A 13,964-nucleotide genomic window follows, 5' to 3' on the forward strand; every position below is an offset into this window, starting at 1 on the left:
GTCCGTCCCCGCGCCGCGTCACCGGCCGGGCCCCGATGAGCGCCCCCGCTCCGGTGACCGTGCCGGTGCGTCCGTTCCGGGAGCCCGGACTGGTCACCCCCGGCCGGCTCACCGAGGTGCTGGTCGCCGCCGGCGCCGCCGCGCCCGGTGACCGGGTCGACGCGGTCACCGCCACCCCTCTCGGGCTGGGCAAGCTCGGGCACAACGTCCGGTACGAGCTGGCCTGGGCCGGAGGGAGCGGACCGGCCAGCGTCGTCGGCAAGTTCCCGGCGCTGGACGAACGCAGCCGCCACACCGGGCAGGGCAGCGACGCGTACCGCCGGGAGGTGGCGTTCTACCGGGAGCTGGCCGGCGCTCTGCCGCTGCCGGTGCCACGCTGCTACGCGGCCGGGTACGACGAGTCCTCCGGCGACTTCGTGCTGCTGCTCGGTGACGCCGCGCCGGCCCGCCCCGGCGACCAGCTCACCGGCTGCACCGTCGACGAGGTGGCGACCGTGCTGACCGGGCTCGCCGCCGCGCAGGCCGTCCACTGGGACCGCCCGGCGCCCGGCTGGCTGCCGGTACGCGGCGCGGACGGCGGACGGCGGCTGGGCGCGGCGTACCGGCTCACCGCCGGAGCCTTCACGGAACGCTTCGGCGACCTGCTCTCCCCCGCCGCGCTCGGCGTCGTCGAGGCGCTGCGCACCCGGATCCGGGGCTGGGTGCGGGCGGACCGGCCGCCGCTGACGCTGCTGCACGGCGACCTGCGGGTGGACAACCTGCTGTTCACCGACGGCCCGGAACCGGCGGTGACGGTGGTGGACTGGCAGACCGTCCAGCTCGGACCGGGGCCCAGCGACGCCGCGTACCTGGTCGGCGGCAGCCTGCCGACCGACGTGCGCCGGGCGCGGGAGGCGGAGCTGTTCGCGTCGTACCACGACGCCCTGCGCGCTGCCGGGGTGCGGTGGAGCCGCGACGAGTGCTGGCGCTCGTACCGGGTGAACACCGTCGCCGGCCTGCACATGACCGTCGTCGGGGCGATGCTCGTCGCCCGCGACGGGCGCGGCGACGCGATGTTCGTGGCGATGGCCGAACGGCACGCCGCGCACGTCACCGACCTCGACGCGCTGACCCTGCTGAGCTGAGATCGGAGCGCGATGGACATCCTCACCGCCGCGGACGAGGACTTCGTCCACTTCACCCGCCCGCCCGGCCCGCGCCTGCCCCGGGCGTACCGGCACTGGCGGGAGAGCTACTTCTTCGTGGCCCACCCGGACCGGGCCCACGGCGACGTGCTGCTGGTGACGCTCGGCCACCACCCGTACCGGGGCGTCGTGGACGCGTACGTGATGGTGCGCGTGGACGGACGGCTCCGCTTCGACAGGTTCTCCCGCCCGGCCGGCGGCGACCGGCCGGACCCGGTGGCCGGGCCGGTCGCGGTGACCGTCGAGGAGCCGTACCGCCGGGTCGGCGTCCGCGCGTCCGGTCCCGGCGTGCCGGTGCCGCTGGAGCTGACGTTCACCGCGCGGACCGCGCCGCACGCGCTGCCCCGGGGCGTGCTGGACGGCCCCGGCGGCCCGGTGTGGGACCAGCGGCACATGTTCCAGTCCGGCTGGTTCGACGGCGCCTACTGGGTCGACGGGGAACGCCGGCCGGTGCGGCGGTGGTGGGGCCAGCGGGACCACTCGTGGGGCGTACGCGACCACCGCAACGTGCCGGCCTGGATGTGGTTCGCGGTGCAGCTGCCCGACGGCATGCTGGGCCTGTGGTGCTGGGAGTACCCGGACGGCTCGCGGGTGTACACCGAGGGCTGCTGGGCGCCGGCCGGTGACGCGCCGCCGGTGCCGCTCACCTCGTTCACGCACGAGCTGGACTGGACCGGCGCGGACGGCGCCCCGGCCGGCTACGGCCGCGACGGCGAGGCGGTGACCGGGCTGGCCGGCACCGTCACCGCGGCGTTCGCCGACGGCAGCACGATCCGGCTGACCGGCGCCGGCGCGTGGTCGGCACGGTACGGCCGGCTCGGCGGCGGCCAGCAGCTGATGACGGTACGCACCGACGACGGCCGGACCGGCACGGCCATCTACGAGATCACCGGTGCGCGGCACCACCGGTTCTTCCCGGTCGCCCGGGCCACCGGGGTGCCGCAGCGGTGAGTCATCCGGCGGCGCCGGCTCCCGGGTCGGCGCCGGCTCCCGGGTCGGCGTCGGAGGTGAACAGCGTCCCGTTCGACCAGACGTACCGGACCTGACCCCAGCGCATCACCGACTCGGCGTCCGGGAAGAACCCGCTGCCGCGGAAGTTGGCGCTGGTGTTGCAGAGCACCGGCACGCCGGTGCTGCGCTCGTACGCGGTCAGCAGCCGCCACATCAGCTCGTTGTCCGGTCCGACGGTCTCCAGGCGGGCGCTGTTGTCGACGTGCGCGACCGCCGGGATGCGGGAACGCCACTGCGGCCGGATCTGGTGGTCGAACAGCATGTACGGGTCGGGTGTGCCCGGGTCGAAGACCTCCGGCGCCCGGTGCTCCAGGCAGATCGGCGCGACCGGACGGTAGGGCTCCCGGCCCTTCACCGCGTTGAGCCGGTCCTTCATCGCCGCCGAGGTGGGCGGCGCGATGATGCTGCGGTGGCCCAGCGCGCGCGGGCCCAGCTCGGCGCGGCCGCTGACGACCACGACCGGTTCCCCGTGCACCTCCAGGATCTTGGCCAGTTCCTCGATCTCGCAGGGCTGCGCCGACCACCCGGGCGGCGGCTGGCCGACGTCGCGCACGCCGGGCCCGGCGAACACCGACCACTCCAGGTCGGCCCGGCCGGTGCGGCGCACCATCTCGGTGCAGGCCGCGCCGATCGCCGAACCGCTGTCGTTGGGGAACGGCGGCACCCAGACGCCGGCGAACCGGCCGCTCGCCCGCAGCCCGGCGTTCCACTTGATGTTGAGCGCGCAGCCGCCGGACAGGCAGATCGGCAGGCCGTCCAGGTCCGGCCGCCGGGACAGCAGGCCGTCGAGCCCGGCCGCGAAGACCCGGAACAGGAACTCCTGGATCGAGCCGACGAGCGCCGCGTCGGACAGGCCGAGCGGCGCGGTGCGGGTGAGCACGCGGCGGCTCCACAGGTACGCCGGGATCGCCGCGTCGACCAGGCCGATCTCCTCGGTCACGGCGGCCATCACGGCCACCGCCTCCTCGCTGACCGTGTCCAGCGCCGCGTACGCCATCGCCTTGCCCGCGATCGGCAGCAGCGCCTCCAGGCCGGGGCCGGGATCGTTGGCGCGCCGGGTGCCGTGGTCGATCTTGAACGGCGCGAAGTGCGAGCAGAAGATCGGGAACAGCGCGCCGGAGATCGAGCCGACCGGCCCCAGGCACTCCAGGCTCACCCGTTCCGGGTCGAAGACGTACAGGCACGGCACCATGCCGCCGTCCCAGACGGTGATCAGCGCGCGCTGCCGCCGGGCGGCGAACGGGCTGGTGCAGTAGCTGGACAGCGCGTGGTCGGTGGCGTGGCTGAAGCTGCGGAACGGCGTCGGCGCCCCGAGCAGCGGCGCGTTGCCGGTCACCCCGGTCAGCAACCGGCCGGCGCCCGGCTCGTCGTGGTAGCCGGCCACCTCGACCGGGTGCAGCGTGCCGGCGGCGTCGGCGACCTCGACCCAGGTCTCGCCCTGCGCGCCGCGCGCCCAGCCGTCCACCGCGACGCCGGCGAGGTCGCCCGGGGCCAGCCCGTTGGCGGCGAGCTGGGCGACGATGTCGGCCGCCTCGTGCATGGTGGCGTGCCGGGGCCGGTTCTCCAGCTTCTCCGCCTCGATCGAGAACAGCAGGCGGTTCCCCTCGATGGCGGCGACGCCGCCGTCGTGCGTGAGTTTCAGGCCGCACCACACCTCGGGCGTCGGCATGCTCAGCCCGACCGCTGCGCGCTGATGACGGACACGCACTCGTTGACAGTGGGATTCTCGAACAGCAGGAACAGATCGATGACCTCGCCGAACTCCTCGTTGATGCGGTTGCACACCTGCATCAGCTGGATGGAGTCGAGGCCGAGGTCGAAGAAGCTCTCGTCGGGCCGTACGTCGACCCCCGCGACCTCCTCGACGATGCCGTGCACGACGGTGGCGGGATCCGCCCTGTTCGTTTCCTGGCCGCTCGCCTGGTCCAAAGCCATCTCGTCTTCCCCACTCCGGTCGGTGCGACAGAACCGAGAACTCCGAGGCAACATAGGTGCCGGATCGCCGCCGCCACAAGGATCACCGACGCCGTCGTCACGCCCCTGCCCGGGCCGCCGCGGCGCTGTTAGCGTGCGCCCGTGACCGACACCCGAGCCGTACCCCGGACCCTGCCCACACTCCAGATACGAGAGCTGCGCAAGGACGACCGCCGGCCGGCCGCCGGACTGGTCGCCCGCGCGATGCGGGACAACCCCACCACGTACGCGATGTTCGGCGACGAGCCGCTGGACCGGCTGGCCGGGCTGATGCCCATCTGGACGGCGTTCTTCCACCGTCCCGCGCCGCCGCAGATCGGCGCGTTCTACAAGGGCTGCCTGGTGGGCGCCGCAGCGGCGGTCCCGCCCGGCGGCTGCATCGGCACCGCGCTCGACAGCGACGCCCGCCGGATCGCGCTCGGCGCGGCGCCGCCGGTGGGCGACCCGGCCCGGGCCGAGTACGTCCGGGCGCACTACGCGATCCACGACCTGGCCGAGCCACACTGGCACGTCGGTCCGGTCGGCGTCGAGCCGCGCTTCCAGGGCCGGGGCATCGGCGAGGCGCTCATGCAGGCGCTGCTCGACGTGATGGCCGGCGACCCGCGCCCCACCTGGGGCGAGACCGACACCGAGGCGAACGTGCGCTTCTACACCGCGCTCGGCTGGGAGCTGACGAAGACCGTCGAGGTCGTCGGCATCCCGCTGTGGTACCTGCGCCGCGACGGGCGGCCGGCCGACCGCACGGGCTGAGATCCCTCCCCCGTCAGCCGGCGGCCGCCGCCGCGCGGGCCGACGCCAGGCTGTCCCGCAGTTCCTCGAACGGATCCAGGCCCAGCGCGGTACGCCCGACGAACTCCAGCGCCTCCGGCGGCGAGTACGGCTGCATGAACCCGCCCGCGCGCACGTCCCGGTAGAGCCGGTTGAGCAGGTGCCCGGTCCGGTACGACTGGCCGCCGGTCACCGCCATCGCCCGGTCGACCACCGCGGCGGCGGACCGGTTCACGACCAGCTTCGCGACCTGGAAGTCCTCGATGGCGCGGTACGCGTCGGCCGGCTCCACCTCGGCGTCGGGGCGGGCCAGGAACGCGTCGATCGCCTCCGCGGCCCGGCCCAGCGTGGCCCGCGCGACGGCCAGCTCCACCGCCATCTCCGCCACCTGCGACCGCACCGGCGCGCGGTGTGCGAGCAACTGGCCGGAGGGCTGCTGGCGGCGCGTCACGGCAAGCTCCGTCACGTGGCTCATCGCCCGCTCGGCGATGCCCACGTACGCGGCCACGAGCGGGAAGTTCACCGCCAGCAGGCCCGGCCACTCGGTGGCCATCTCCCCCAGTGGGCGGCCGACCATCACCATGTCCCGCCCGACGACGCAGTCGGTGAAGCGGATGTCGTGGCTGCCCGAGCCCCGCATGCCGAGCGCGTCCCAGGTGCGTTCCACAGTCATCCCCGGTGTGCCGGTCCGTACCACGGCGGTGCCGGCGTTGAACCAGCCCGCACCGTCGGGCACCCGCAGGAACACCACCACCGTCTCGGCGATCTCGGCGTTCGTGGCGAAGATCTTGTGCCCGTTGATCCGGTACCCGCCGGGCACAGGCTCGGCCGTCGTACGCGGGAAGCTGATCGCCCCGCCGCCGGGCTCGGTGCCGGCGTGCGACACCACGATGCGGCCCCGGCCGAGCAGCCGCAGCAGCATGGTGAGCTGCGGCGGCGGTTGCGCCGCGGCCCGCCAGCCCCGGGCCGTGCTCCACACGAATCCCAGGTGCATGTTCGCGGCGATCGCGGTGGACGGGCAGCCGCGGGCGAGCCGGGACACCGCGACGACGAGGTCGTGCAGGGACGACACGCCGAGGCCGCCGAACTCCCGCGGTGCGGTGGCGGCGAGGAAGCCGCTGGCCTTCATCGCCTCGAAGTTCTCCCGGACGAACGTGTTGTCCCGGTCGTGGTCGGCGGCGCGGGTGGCGAAGTCGGCGGCGTGCTCCTGCGCCAGCTCCACCATCCGCCGGCCGGCCTCGGTGCGGGCGGTCAGCTCACCCGCGTCCGACCGGCACTCCTTGCCCCGCCCGTCCCCGCCGTTGACATCCGGGCCCATGCGTCCCCTCCCGTCGGATGACAGTGCCCCGGCCGGGCGGCCGGCTGTGCAACTGATGCGCATCCGCAGTCGCACCCGGTCACGACCGGGGGGACCTGCGCCCGCGCAGGATCGCAGCCTGGCCCCGCGGGCGGCAACGCTGACCGCTTGCCGGGCCGCGACGACACCGGCCAAGGTGGAGCGCACCTCGCCCGAGGCGGACGCGTCCACAGTTGACAGGGGAGTCGTGCGGTGCTGAAAGGTTGTGTCGCCTGGCCCGAGACGGACGCGGAACGCTACCGCGCCGCGGGCATCTGGACCGGTGAGCTGCTCGGCGAGATCGGCCGCGAGGGGGCGCGCCGGCATCCCGGCCGCACCGCCGTCGTCGACGCGGGCGGCCGGATGACCTACGCCGAACTCGACGCCGCCGCCGACCGGTTCGCCGCCGGTCTGCACCGGCTCGGCCTGCGCGCCGAGGACCGGGTCGTGGTGCAACTGCCGAACACGGCCGCGTTCGTGGTGGTCGCGCTCGGCCTGTTCCGCCTCGGCGCGGTACCGGTGTTCGCGCTGCCGTCGCACCGCGAGGCCGAGCTGACCTACCTGGCCCGGCACACCGAGGCACGGGCGCTGGTCGTGCCGGACCGCTTCGGCGGGTACGACCACCGGCCGCTGGCCGCGACGGTGGCCGCGTCCGCCGCCGGCCTCGACCACGTCATCGTGGCCGGGGAGCCCGGGCCGCACCTGGCCCTGAGCGAGGTACGCGACGAGCCCCGGGACCTGCCCGCGCCGGACCCCGGCGACGTCGCGTTCTTCCTGCTCTCCGGCGGCACCACCGGGCTGCCGAAGCTGATCCCCCGCACCCACGACGACTACGCCTACCAGCTGCGCCGCAGCGCCGAGGCGCTCGGCGTGGACGAGCACGGCGTCTACCTCGCCTCGCTGCCGGCGGCGCACAACGCGGCGCTGGGCTGCCCCGGCGTGCTCGGCACGCTGCGCGCCGGCGGCCGGGTCGTGCTCAGCCCGACACCGAGCCCGGACGACGTGTTCCCCCTGATCACCGCCGAGGGCGTCACGCTGACCACGCTGATGCCGCCGCTGCTGGCGGTCTGGCTCGACCTCGCCGGCGACTACGGCGTGGACCTGTCCGGCGTGCTGCTGGAGGTCGGCGGCGCGCCGCTGCGCCCGGAGGTGGCCCGGGAGATCCTGAGCCGGGGGCTGCGGCTGAGCCACTGGTTCGGGATGGCCGAGGGACCGCTGTGGTACACCCGGCTGGACGATCCGCCGGAGACGATCGCCACCACCCAGGGCCGGCCGCTGATCCCGGCCGACGAGTACCGCGTCGTCGACGAGCACGACCGGGACGTCCCGCCGGGCGGCGTCGGCGAGTTCCTGGTCCGCGGGCCGACCACGCTGCGCGGCTACTACGACGCGCCGGAGTACAACGCCACCGCGTTCACCGCCGACGGCTACCTGCGCACCGGCGACCTGGTCCGGCTCACCCCGGAGGGCAACCTGATGGTCGCCGGCCGGATCAAGGACGTGATCAACCGTGGTGGCGAGAAGATCGGCGCGGCCGAGCTGGAGAGCCAGATCGAGGCCCACCCGGCCGTACGCGCCGCCGCCGTCATCGCGGTACCAGACCCGGCGCTGGGCGAGAAGATCTGCGCCGTGGTGGTCCGGCGCGACGACGGCGGCGGCCTCGACCTGGCGGAGCTGCGCGCGTTCCTGACCGGCCGGGGGCTGGCCGCGTACAAACTGCCGGACCGGCTGGAGGTGGTGCCCGCGTTCAGCCACACCGGTGCCGGCAAGGTCGACAAGCGTGCGCTGCGCCGGTCGCTCACCGGGGACGGCGCCTGATGGCCGTACGACGGCTGGACGAGCACAGCGGTCCGCTGGAGACGCACTGCTTCGTGTGCAGCCCGATCAACGAGCACGGGCTGCGGATCCCGTTCTCCTACGACGACGAGCGCGCCGAGGTGCTCGCCTCGTTCACGTTCGCGCAGCGGCACTCCGGCGCGCCGACGTACGTGCACGGCGGGCTGAGCCTGGCCGTGCTGAACGAGGCGATGGCGTGGGCGGTGGTGGCCGGCGCCCGGCGCTTCGCGGTCACCGTCGACACCACCGCCCGGTTCGTCCGGCCGCTGCGCATCGGCGCCGACTACCGGGTGCGCGCCCGGATCGCGACGACCGCCCCCGACCGGCTCGGCACGACGGGCACGATCGTCGACGGCACCGACCGGGTGTGCGTGGAGGCCACCGCGGAGTTCCGGGTGCTGTCCGAGTCGACGGCGAGCCGGCTGAGCGCCCGGGTGGCGGCCCGCCGCGACCCGCCCGCCTGAGCCGCCTGATCCGCGGGCGGCCCGGCCGGGCCGGCCCCGTGAGGACGGCCGGTCCGGTCAGGCCGGCGGGTCCAGGCGGTAGAGGCGGTGGAACCGGTGCTCGACCGGCAGCACAGTGGTCGCGGCGAAACCGGCCCGCTCGGCGTAGCGGCGCACCGTGTCCGGCCGCATGACGGTGCCGGTGCCGGCCGGGGCACCGCCGTCGTCGCCGTCACCGGTCAGGCCGACCGGCAGGCAGTGGAGCACGCTGACCGCGTACATGAACCGCTCGACCTCACCGGCCGGCGCGGTGAACCGCTCCCCCACCCGCGGCTCCATCAGCAGCACGCAGCCGCCCGGGCGCAGCAGTTCCCGGGCGGCGGTGAGCACCCGTACCGGCCGGCTCATGTCGTGCAGCGCGTCGAACACGCACACCAGGTCGCCGCGCTCGGCGCCGGGCCGCTCGGCCACGTCGGCGACGGTGAACACGACCCGCTCGGCCAGCCCGGCCGACGCGGCGCGGTCGCGGGCCGCCCCGATCGCGGCGGCGCCCAGGTCGACACCGTGGACCGTGGCGAACGGGTACGCCTGCGCCAGCGCCAGCGAGGAGTCACCGGTGCCGCACCCGACGTCGATCACCACCGCGCCGGGCCGGGACAGCCGGGCGTGCACGTCCGGCAGGGCGGTCCGGATCCAGCGTGGCAGTTCGTGCGTGAACACCGGCCGGTTCATGCCCGCCTGCGCGGCGCGGAACTCCTCGCCGTACTCGTCGTAACCCACGCCCTCGCCCTTGGCGTACGCCTCGACCAGCCGGTCGAGCATCGGCGCCAGCCCGGCCACCGGCAGCACCGCGAGGGACAGCACCGCGAACGGGCTGGTGGCGTCGGTGAGCGCCTGCCGGTGTCCCTCCGGCAGGCGGAAGCGGCCGTCCCCGGCGGGCTCGACCACCCCGGCGGCGGCCTGCTGCTCCAGCCACTCGGTGGCGTGCCGGGCCCCGATACCGGCGCGCGCGGCCAGCTCGGCACCCGTCACGGGCCCTTCGCCGAGCACCCGGTAGAGCCCCAGCCGATGGCCGAGGTACATCGTCATCAGCTCGGCCGCGCCGAGGCTGTGCAGGAACAACCGCATCGACAGGGCCTGCGCCTGCCGCGCCGGTGAGCTGGACGGTTCCACCCTCGACCTCGTTTCACCGGCCGGATCGCATTGCGCCGGGCGTCGCCGGATCTCGATACTCCGGGGCATGGGCGTACGCGAAGTGCCGGCCTCGATCGGACAACGGTTGCTGTGGTTCCTGGAGCATTATCGGCCCGACTCGGCATCGCTCAACTGCCCCGTCGTGTGCCGCCTGCACGGCCCGCTGGACGTCGGCGAGCTACAGATCGCGCTGGACCGGCTGGCCGCGCGGCACGAGGCGCTGCGCACCACGCTGGTGCGGCAGGGGCGCAACCTGGTGCAGCACGTGCACGACCCGGCACCGGTCCGGGTCCGCCACGTCGACCTGCCGGACCCGGACGAGGAGACACTCGGCGCGGCGGTCGCGGCCGAGGTCCGCGACAACGTGGACGTCAGCGAGTGGCCGGTCCGGGTGACGCTGTGGCGGCTCGGACCGGACGAGCACGTGCTGTCGGTGAACATGCACCACCTGGTCTCCGACGCCTGGTCGTGCGGCATCATCGTCCAGGATCTGATCCGGCTGCTGGAGGCCGGCCCGGACGGCGAGCCGGACCTGACGCCGATCGGCTGGCAGTACCCGGAGTTCGCGCAGTGGCAGCACGAGCTGATGACCAGGGGCGAGCTGAAGCCGCACCAGGACTACTGGACCGGGCAGCTGACCGGGCTGACGCTGCCCGACGTGCCGATGCGTGAGCTGGACCCGCAGGCGCCGCGGCGCAGCTACCTCGAGGCCGAGACGATCGACCGCGAGACGTTCAACCGGCTGCGGCTGCTGGCCCGCACCGAGCGGACCACGCTGTTCACGGTGATGCTCTCGCTGTACTACCTGATCCTGCAGCGGGAGACCGACAGCACCGACCTGGCGGTCGCGTCGTTGTTCGCCAACCGCTCCCGCCGCGAGGTGCAGTCGACCGTCGGGTTCTTCGCCAACATGCTGATGCTGCGCACGCGGATCCCGCAGGGGGCGAGCTTCCGCGAGGTGGTGCAGGCGACCCGCCGGACCGTGGTGGACGCGTTCCTGCACGAGGGCATCCCCTACCAGATGCTGCCGGTGCGGTTCCAGACGAACGGGCGGCGCGCCGACGACGTGGTGTTCCAGATGCTGCTCACGCCACCACCGGGCACGAAGGTCACCGCGCGGGGCGTCGACTTCGACCTCTACGTGCCGGAGGCGCTGCGCAGCCGGTTCGGGCTGGAACTGGGGCTGATCCCGCAACCCGGCGGCGACTGCCGGGCGCTGCTGTTCTACGACGACCAGTTCGACCCGGAGTGGGCGCGGGCGTTCCTCACCGACTACGTCGCGCTGGCCGTGCGGGCGGCGGGCGCGCCGGACCGGCGGCCGCAGCCGGACCCGGTCTGACGCGACGGCGCTACGCCGGGCGTACCTCGCGCCAGCCCGGCGCCAGCCGCACCTCGTCGGTCAGGTGCTGCCAGAACGTCCACTGGTGCCCGCCCGGGTCGGTGACGATGTAGATCCGAGCCCCGTACGGCTGGTCCTCCGGCTCGGGCGCGTCCACACCGGCTGCGACAGTGGCCTTGTGGTGGGCGTCGACGTCCTCGACGTACACGATGCACATGTGCCCGACCGGGCCGGGCGCCGACTGCTTCGCCCAGTAGCCGGGGTCGGCGCCGTGCAGCATGATGAGCGTGTCCCCGGCGTGCAGCTCCGCCTCCCGGACCACACCGGCCTCGTCGAGGTAGCGGACCTTCTCGGTGAAGCCGAACGTGCGGACCAGCCAGTCCAGCGCGGCGCCCGCGTCCTCGTAGTAGAGATACGGACTGTAACCCCGATAGTGTGTTCCGGTGAGATCGGCCATGCGGGCAGTATGCCAGCCCCGGCCGCCGCGCCCGAGCGCACGAGCCTCCCCGCCGCCGGCGCGTCCCGGGCCGGCCCGAGCCCTTGGAGCCCGCAAGTGACGACGACAGGAAAGGCGGCGCCGGCGCCGGCCCGTGCCGCCGGCGCGCCGAGCGGGGCGATCCTCGCGGTGGTCTGCCTCGCCCAGTTCATGGTCATCCTCGACGTCGCGATCGTGAACCTGGCGCTGGACCGGATGGGCGAGTCGCTGGCCATGGGCCCGGCCGAGTTGCAGTGGGTGGTGAACGCGTACACCATCGTCTTCGCCGGGTTCCTGCTGCTCGGCGGCCGCACCGCCGACCTGTTCGGACGCAAGCGGATGTTCCTCACCGGCCTGACCGTCTTCACCGTGGCCAGCCTCGTCGGCGGCTTCGCCCCGAACGCGGGCACGCTGATCGCCGCCCGGGCGGTGCAGGGCCTCGGCGGCGCGATCCTCGCCCCGACCACGCTGACGGTGCTCGTCACCACGTTCACCGACCCGAAGCAGCGGGGGCGGGCGATCGGCCTGTGGAGCGCGGTGGCCGCGTCCGCCGGCGCGATCGGCTCGCTGGCCGGCGGCGTGCTCACCGACCTGCTCAGCTGGCGCTGGGTGCTGTTCTGCAACGTGCCGCTGGGCGTACTGCTGTTCGCCGGCGCGGCCTGGGCGCTCACCGAGTCGGCGCCGGCCGCCGGGGCGCGCCGCCGCCTCGACGTCACCGGCGCGGTCACCGTCACCGCGGGTCTGGCCACGCTCGTGTACGGCATCGTCGGCGTACGGGAGCACCCGTTCCTCTCCGCTCCCGTCCTGGTGCCGATCGGGGTCGGCGTCCTGCTGCTGGCGGTGTTCCTGGTGGTCGAGACGCGGGCGGCCGAGCCGATCATGCCGCCGGGTTTCTTCCGGCACCGCAACGTCGCGCTCGCCAACATCATCGCGCTGGTGGGCGGCACCGCGATGGTGTCGATGTTCTTCTTCCTGTCGCTCTTCCTCCAGCAGGTCCTCGGCTACCGGCCGATCGAGGCCGGGCTGGCGTTCCTGCCGCTGTCGATCGGCATCGTCGCCGGCTCCGGCGTCTCCACGAAGCTGCTGCCCGGCACCGGTCCCCGGCTGCCGCTGGTGGCCGGTGGCGTGGTCGCCGCGGCCGGGCTGCTGTGGCTGTCCCGGACGCCCGCCGACGCGACGTTCCTGGTCGACCTGCTCGCCCCGACCGTGCTGATCGGACTGGGCATCGGCATCGTGATGGTGCCGATCACCGCGGCGGCCACCAGCGGCATCCCGCCGGCCCAGGCGGGCCTGGCGTCCGGGGTCATCAGCAGCACCCGGCAGCTCGGCGGCGCGATCGGCCTGGCCACGCTGGTCACCGCCGCCGTGGCGCACGCGTCGCACCTGGCCGACGCGGGGCGGTCCCCGGCTGTCGCGCTGGCCGCCGGGTACGACCGCGGCTTCCTGCTGGCCGCCGTGCTCATCGGCGTCGGCACCGTGGTCAGCCTGCTGACGCCGGGCCGCCCGGCGACGCCGGCGACGGCGGGCTGAGCCGTGGGCCACCTCGCCGAGGACACCACCATCGAACCGGCCGGCGACGGCCAGTTCCGGGCGAAGCTGTGCCCGGACTGGGCGCTGATGGGCCCGAACGGCGGCTACCTGGCCGCGGTGGCGCTGCGCGCCGCCCAGCAGACCCTGTCCCTGCCCCGCCCGGCGAGCCTGTCCTGCCAGTTCCTGAGCCCGCCCCGGTTCGGCTACGTCGACCTGGCGGTGGTGACGTTGCGGGCGACCCGCCGGGCGGCGGCGGCCCGGGTGTCCATGACGCAGTTCGGCCGGCCGGTGCTGGAGGCGATGGTGTGGGCGGCGCACGACGGGCTCACCGGCCCGGACGGGCCGTGGACGCCGATGCCCGAGGTGCCCGGTCCGGAGGAGCTGCCCGACCTGCGGGAGCTGCTGGAGGCGGAGGGGCGGGGCGTGCCGCCCTGGCACGACTGCGTCACGCTGCGGGAGCTGGCCGGGCGGACCACGCTGGAGACGCCGGCGCCGGTGGCGTTCAGCTGGGCCCGGTTCCAGCCGCAGGCCACCTTCGACGACCCGTGGCTGGACGCCTGCCGCTCGGTGATCCTGGTGGACAGTCTCCAGTGGCCGGCGGTGATGAACGCGTTCCCGGAGCTGGAGACGCAGTTGTTCGCCCCGAGCATCGACCTTTACGTGGCGTTCCACGACAGCGCCCCGGGCGACGAGTGGCTGCTGGTGAACGCGGCCGGGGTGGCGTCGCACCGGGGCGTGCTGGGTGGGGCGGCCCAGGTCTGGGCGCCGGACGGCCGGCTGGTGGCGGCGGGGATGCAGCAGATGCTGAGCACCTCCACCCGGCGGGGCGCCGCGATGGCACCCCGCCAGGTGCAGCCGACCCGCTCGTGAGCCG

Annotated in this window: 13 protein-coding genes; 8 read left to right on the forward strand and 5 right to left on the reverse strand. The window is 74.5% G+C overall.

The genetic code is table 11. The features are described from left to right. The first annotated feature begins 35 nt into the window (after positions 1-35). Positions 36-1,124 (forward strand): phosphotransferase family protein, encoded by a 1,089-nt coding sequence (locus NMK34_RS22225; RefSeq protein ID WP_318335042.1) that lies wholly within the window; start codon positions 36-38, stop codon positions 1,122-1,124. 12 nt (positions 1,125-1,136) lie between these two features. Further along, positions 1,137-2,135: a hypothetical protein gene (locus tag NMK34_RS22230; protein WP_318335043.1), complete on the forward strand. Its 999-nt coding sequence runs from the start codon at positions 1,137-1,139 to the stop codon at positions 2,133-2,135. 1 nt (position 2,136) lies between these two features. Here the strand turns inward: NMK34_RS22230 and NMK34_RS22235 are convergent, their stop codons facing one another. Further along, entirely contained in the window at positions 2,137-3,903 is a 1,767-nt protein-coding gene (locus NMK34_RS22235; protein WP_318335044.1) for a carbamoyltransferase C-terminal domain-containing protein, read from the reverse strand. Beyond that, the gene (locus NMK34_RS22240) at positions 3,867-4,130 is read right to left on the reverse strand and encodes an acyl carrier protein (protein WP_167796881.1); all 264 of its coding nucleotides are present in this window, start codon (positions 4,128-4,130) and stop codon (positions 3,867-3,869) included. Before NMK34_RS22240 ends, NMK34_RS22235 begins: the two co-directional genes overlap by 37 nt. A gap of 141 nt (positions 4,131-4,271) precedes the next feature. On the opposite strand from NMK34_RS22240, the gene NMK34_RS22245 reads away from it, so the two are divergent. Next, complete coding sequence (locus NMK34_RS22245) at positions 4,272-4,919, forward strand: GNAT family N-acetyltransferase (protein WP_262014472.1); 648 nt, start codon at positions 4,272-4,274, stop codon at positions 4,917-4,919. 13 nt (positions 4,920-4,932) lie between these two features. On the opposite strand, the gene NMK34_RS22250 is transcribed toward NMK34_RS22245, so the two are convergent. Continuing rightward, positions 4,933-6,255, reverse strand: a complete 1,323-nt coding sequence (locus tag NMK34_RS22250; protein WP_318335045.1) for an acyl-CoA dehydrogenase family protein — start codon at positions 6,253-6,255, stop codon at positions 4,933-4,935. A 231-nt stretch (positions 6,256-6,486) separates the two neighbouring features. Between NMK34_RS22250 and NMK34_RS22255 the strand changes: the two genes are divergently transcribed. Then, positions 6,487-8,091, forward strand: coding sequence for a (2,3-dihydroxybenzoyl)adenylate synthase (locus NMK34_RS22255; RefSeq protein WP_318335046.1), 1,605 nt, complete (start codon positions 6,487-6,489; stop codon positions 8,089-8,091). Beyond that, positions 8,091-8,573, forward strand: a complete 483-nt coding sequence (locus NMK34_RS22260; RefSeq protein ID WP_318335047.1) for a PaaI family thioesterase — start codon at positions 8,091-8,093, stop codon at positions 8,571-8,573. The genes NMK34_RS22255 and NMK34_RS22260 overlap by 1 nt, the downstream gene beginning before the upstream one ends. 57 nt (positions 8,574-8,630) lie before the next feature. Here NMK34_RS22260 and NMK34_RS22265 read toward each other — a convergent pair whose 3' ends face one another. Continuing rightward, positions 8,631-9,725: a class I SAM-dependent methyltransferase gene (locus NMK34_RS22265; RefSeq protein WP_318335048.1), complete on the reverse strand. Its 1,095-nt coding sequence runs from the start codon at positions 9,723-9,725 to the stop codon at positions 8,631-8,633. Between the two features lie 67 nt (positions 9,726-9,792). On the opposite strand from NMK34_RS22265, the gene NMK34_RS22270 reads away from it, so the two are divergent. Then, positions 9,793-11,085, forward strand: a complete 1,293-nt coding sequence (locus NMK34_RS22270; protein WP_318335049.1) for a condensation domain-containing protein — start codon at positions 9,793-9,795, stop codon at positions 11,083-11,085. A gap of 10 nt (positions 11,086-11,095) precedes the next feature. Here NMK34_RS22270 and NMK34_RS22275 read toward each other — a convergent pair whose 3' ends face one another. Next, on the reverse strand, positions 11,096-11,542 hold the full coding sequence (locus NMK34_RS22275) for a VOC family protein (protein WP_135239725.1): 447 nt from the start codon (positions 11,540-11,542) through the stop codon (positions 11,096-11,098). 96 nt (positions 11,543-11,638) lie between these two features. On the opposite strand from NMK34_RS22275, the gene NMK34_RS22280 reads away from it, so the two are divergent. Both NMK34_RS22280 and NMK34_RS22285 read left to right on the forward strand, forming a co-directional pair. After that, a complete protein-coding gene (locus NMK34_RS22280; protein ID WP_318335050.1) occupies positions 11,639-13,090 on the forward strand; it encodes an MFS transporter in 1,452 nt (483 codons plus the stop codon). 3 nt (positions 13,091-13,093) lie between these two features. Continuing rightward, on the forward strand, positions 13,094-13,960 hold the full coding sequence (locus NMK34_RS22285; RefSeq protein WP_318335051.1) for a thioesterase family protein: 867 nt from the start codon (positions 13,094-13,096) through the stop codon (positions 13,958-13,960). The last annotated feature ends 4 nt before the right edge of the window (positions 13,961-13,964 follow it).

Origin of the sequence: Micromonospora sp. BRA006-A, assembly GCF_033433935.1 — a bacterium.
GTDB lineage: Bacteria > Actinomycetota > Actinomycetes > Mycobacteriales > Micromonosporaceae > Micromonospora > Micromonospora aurantiaca.

Coding starts and splice junctions, on each gene's coding strand:
- NMK34_RS22225 (WP_318335042.1), top strand. CDS start 36: ATGAGCGCCCCCGCTCCGGTGACCGTGCCGGTGCGTCCGTTCCGGGAG.
- NMK34_RS22230 (WP_318335043.1), top strand. CDS start 1,137: ATGGACATCCTCACCGCCGCGGACGAGGACTTCGTCCACTTCACCCGC.
- NMK34_RS22240 (WP_167796881.1), bottom strand. CDS start 4,130: ATGGCTTTGGACCAGGCGAGCGGCCAGGAAACGAACAGGGCGGATCCC.
- NMK34_RS22250 (WP_318335045.1), bottom strand. CDS start 6,255: ATGGGCCCGGATGTCAACGGCGGGGACGGGCGGGGCAAGGAGTGCCGG.
- NMK34_RS22260 (WP_318335047.1), top strand. CDS start 8,091: ATGGCCGTACGACGGCTGGACGAGCACAGCGGTCCGCTGGAGACGCAC.
- NMK34_RS22270 (WP_318335049.1), top strand. CDS start 9,793: ATGGGCGTACGCGAAGTGCCGGCCTCGATCGGACAACGGTTGCTGTGG.
- NMK34_RS22275 (WP_135239725.1), bottom strand. CDS start 11,542: ATGGCCGATCTCACCGGAACACACTATCGGGGTTACAGTCCGTATCTC.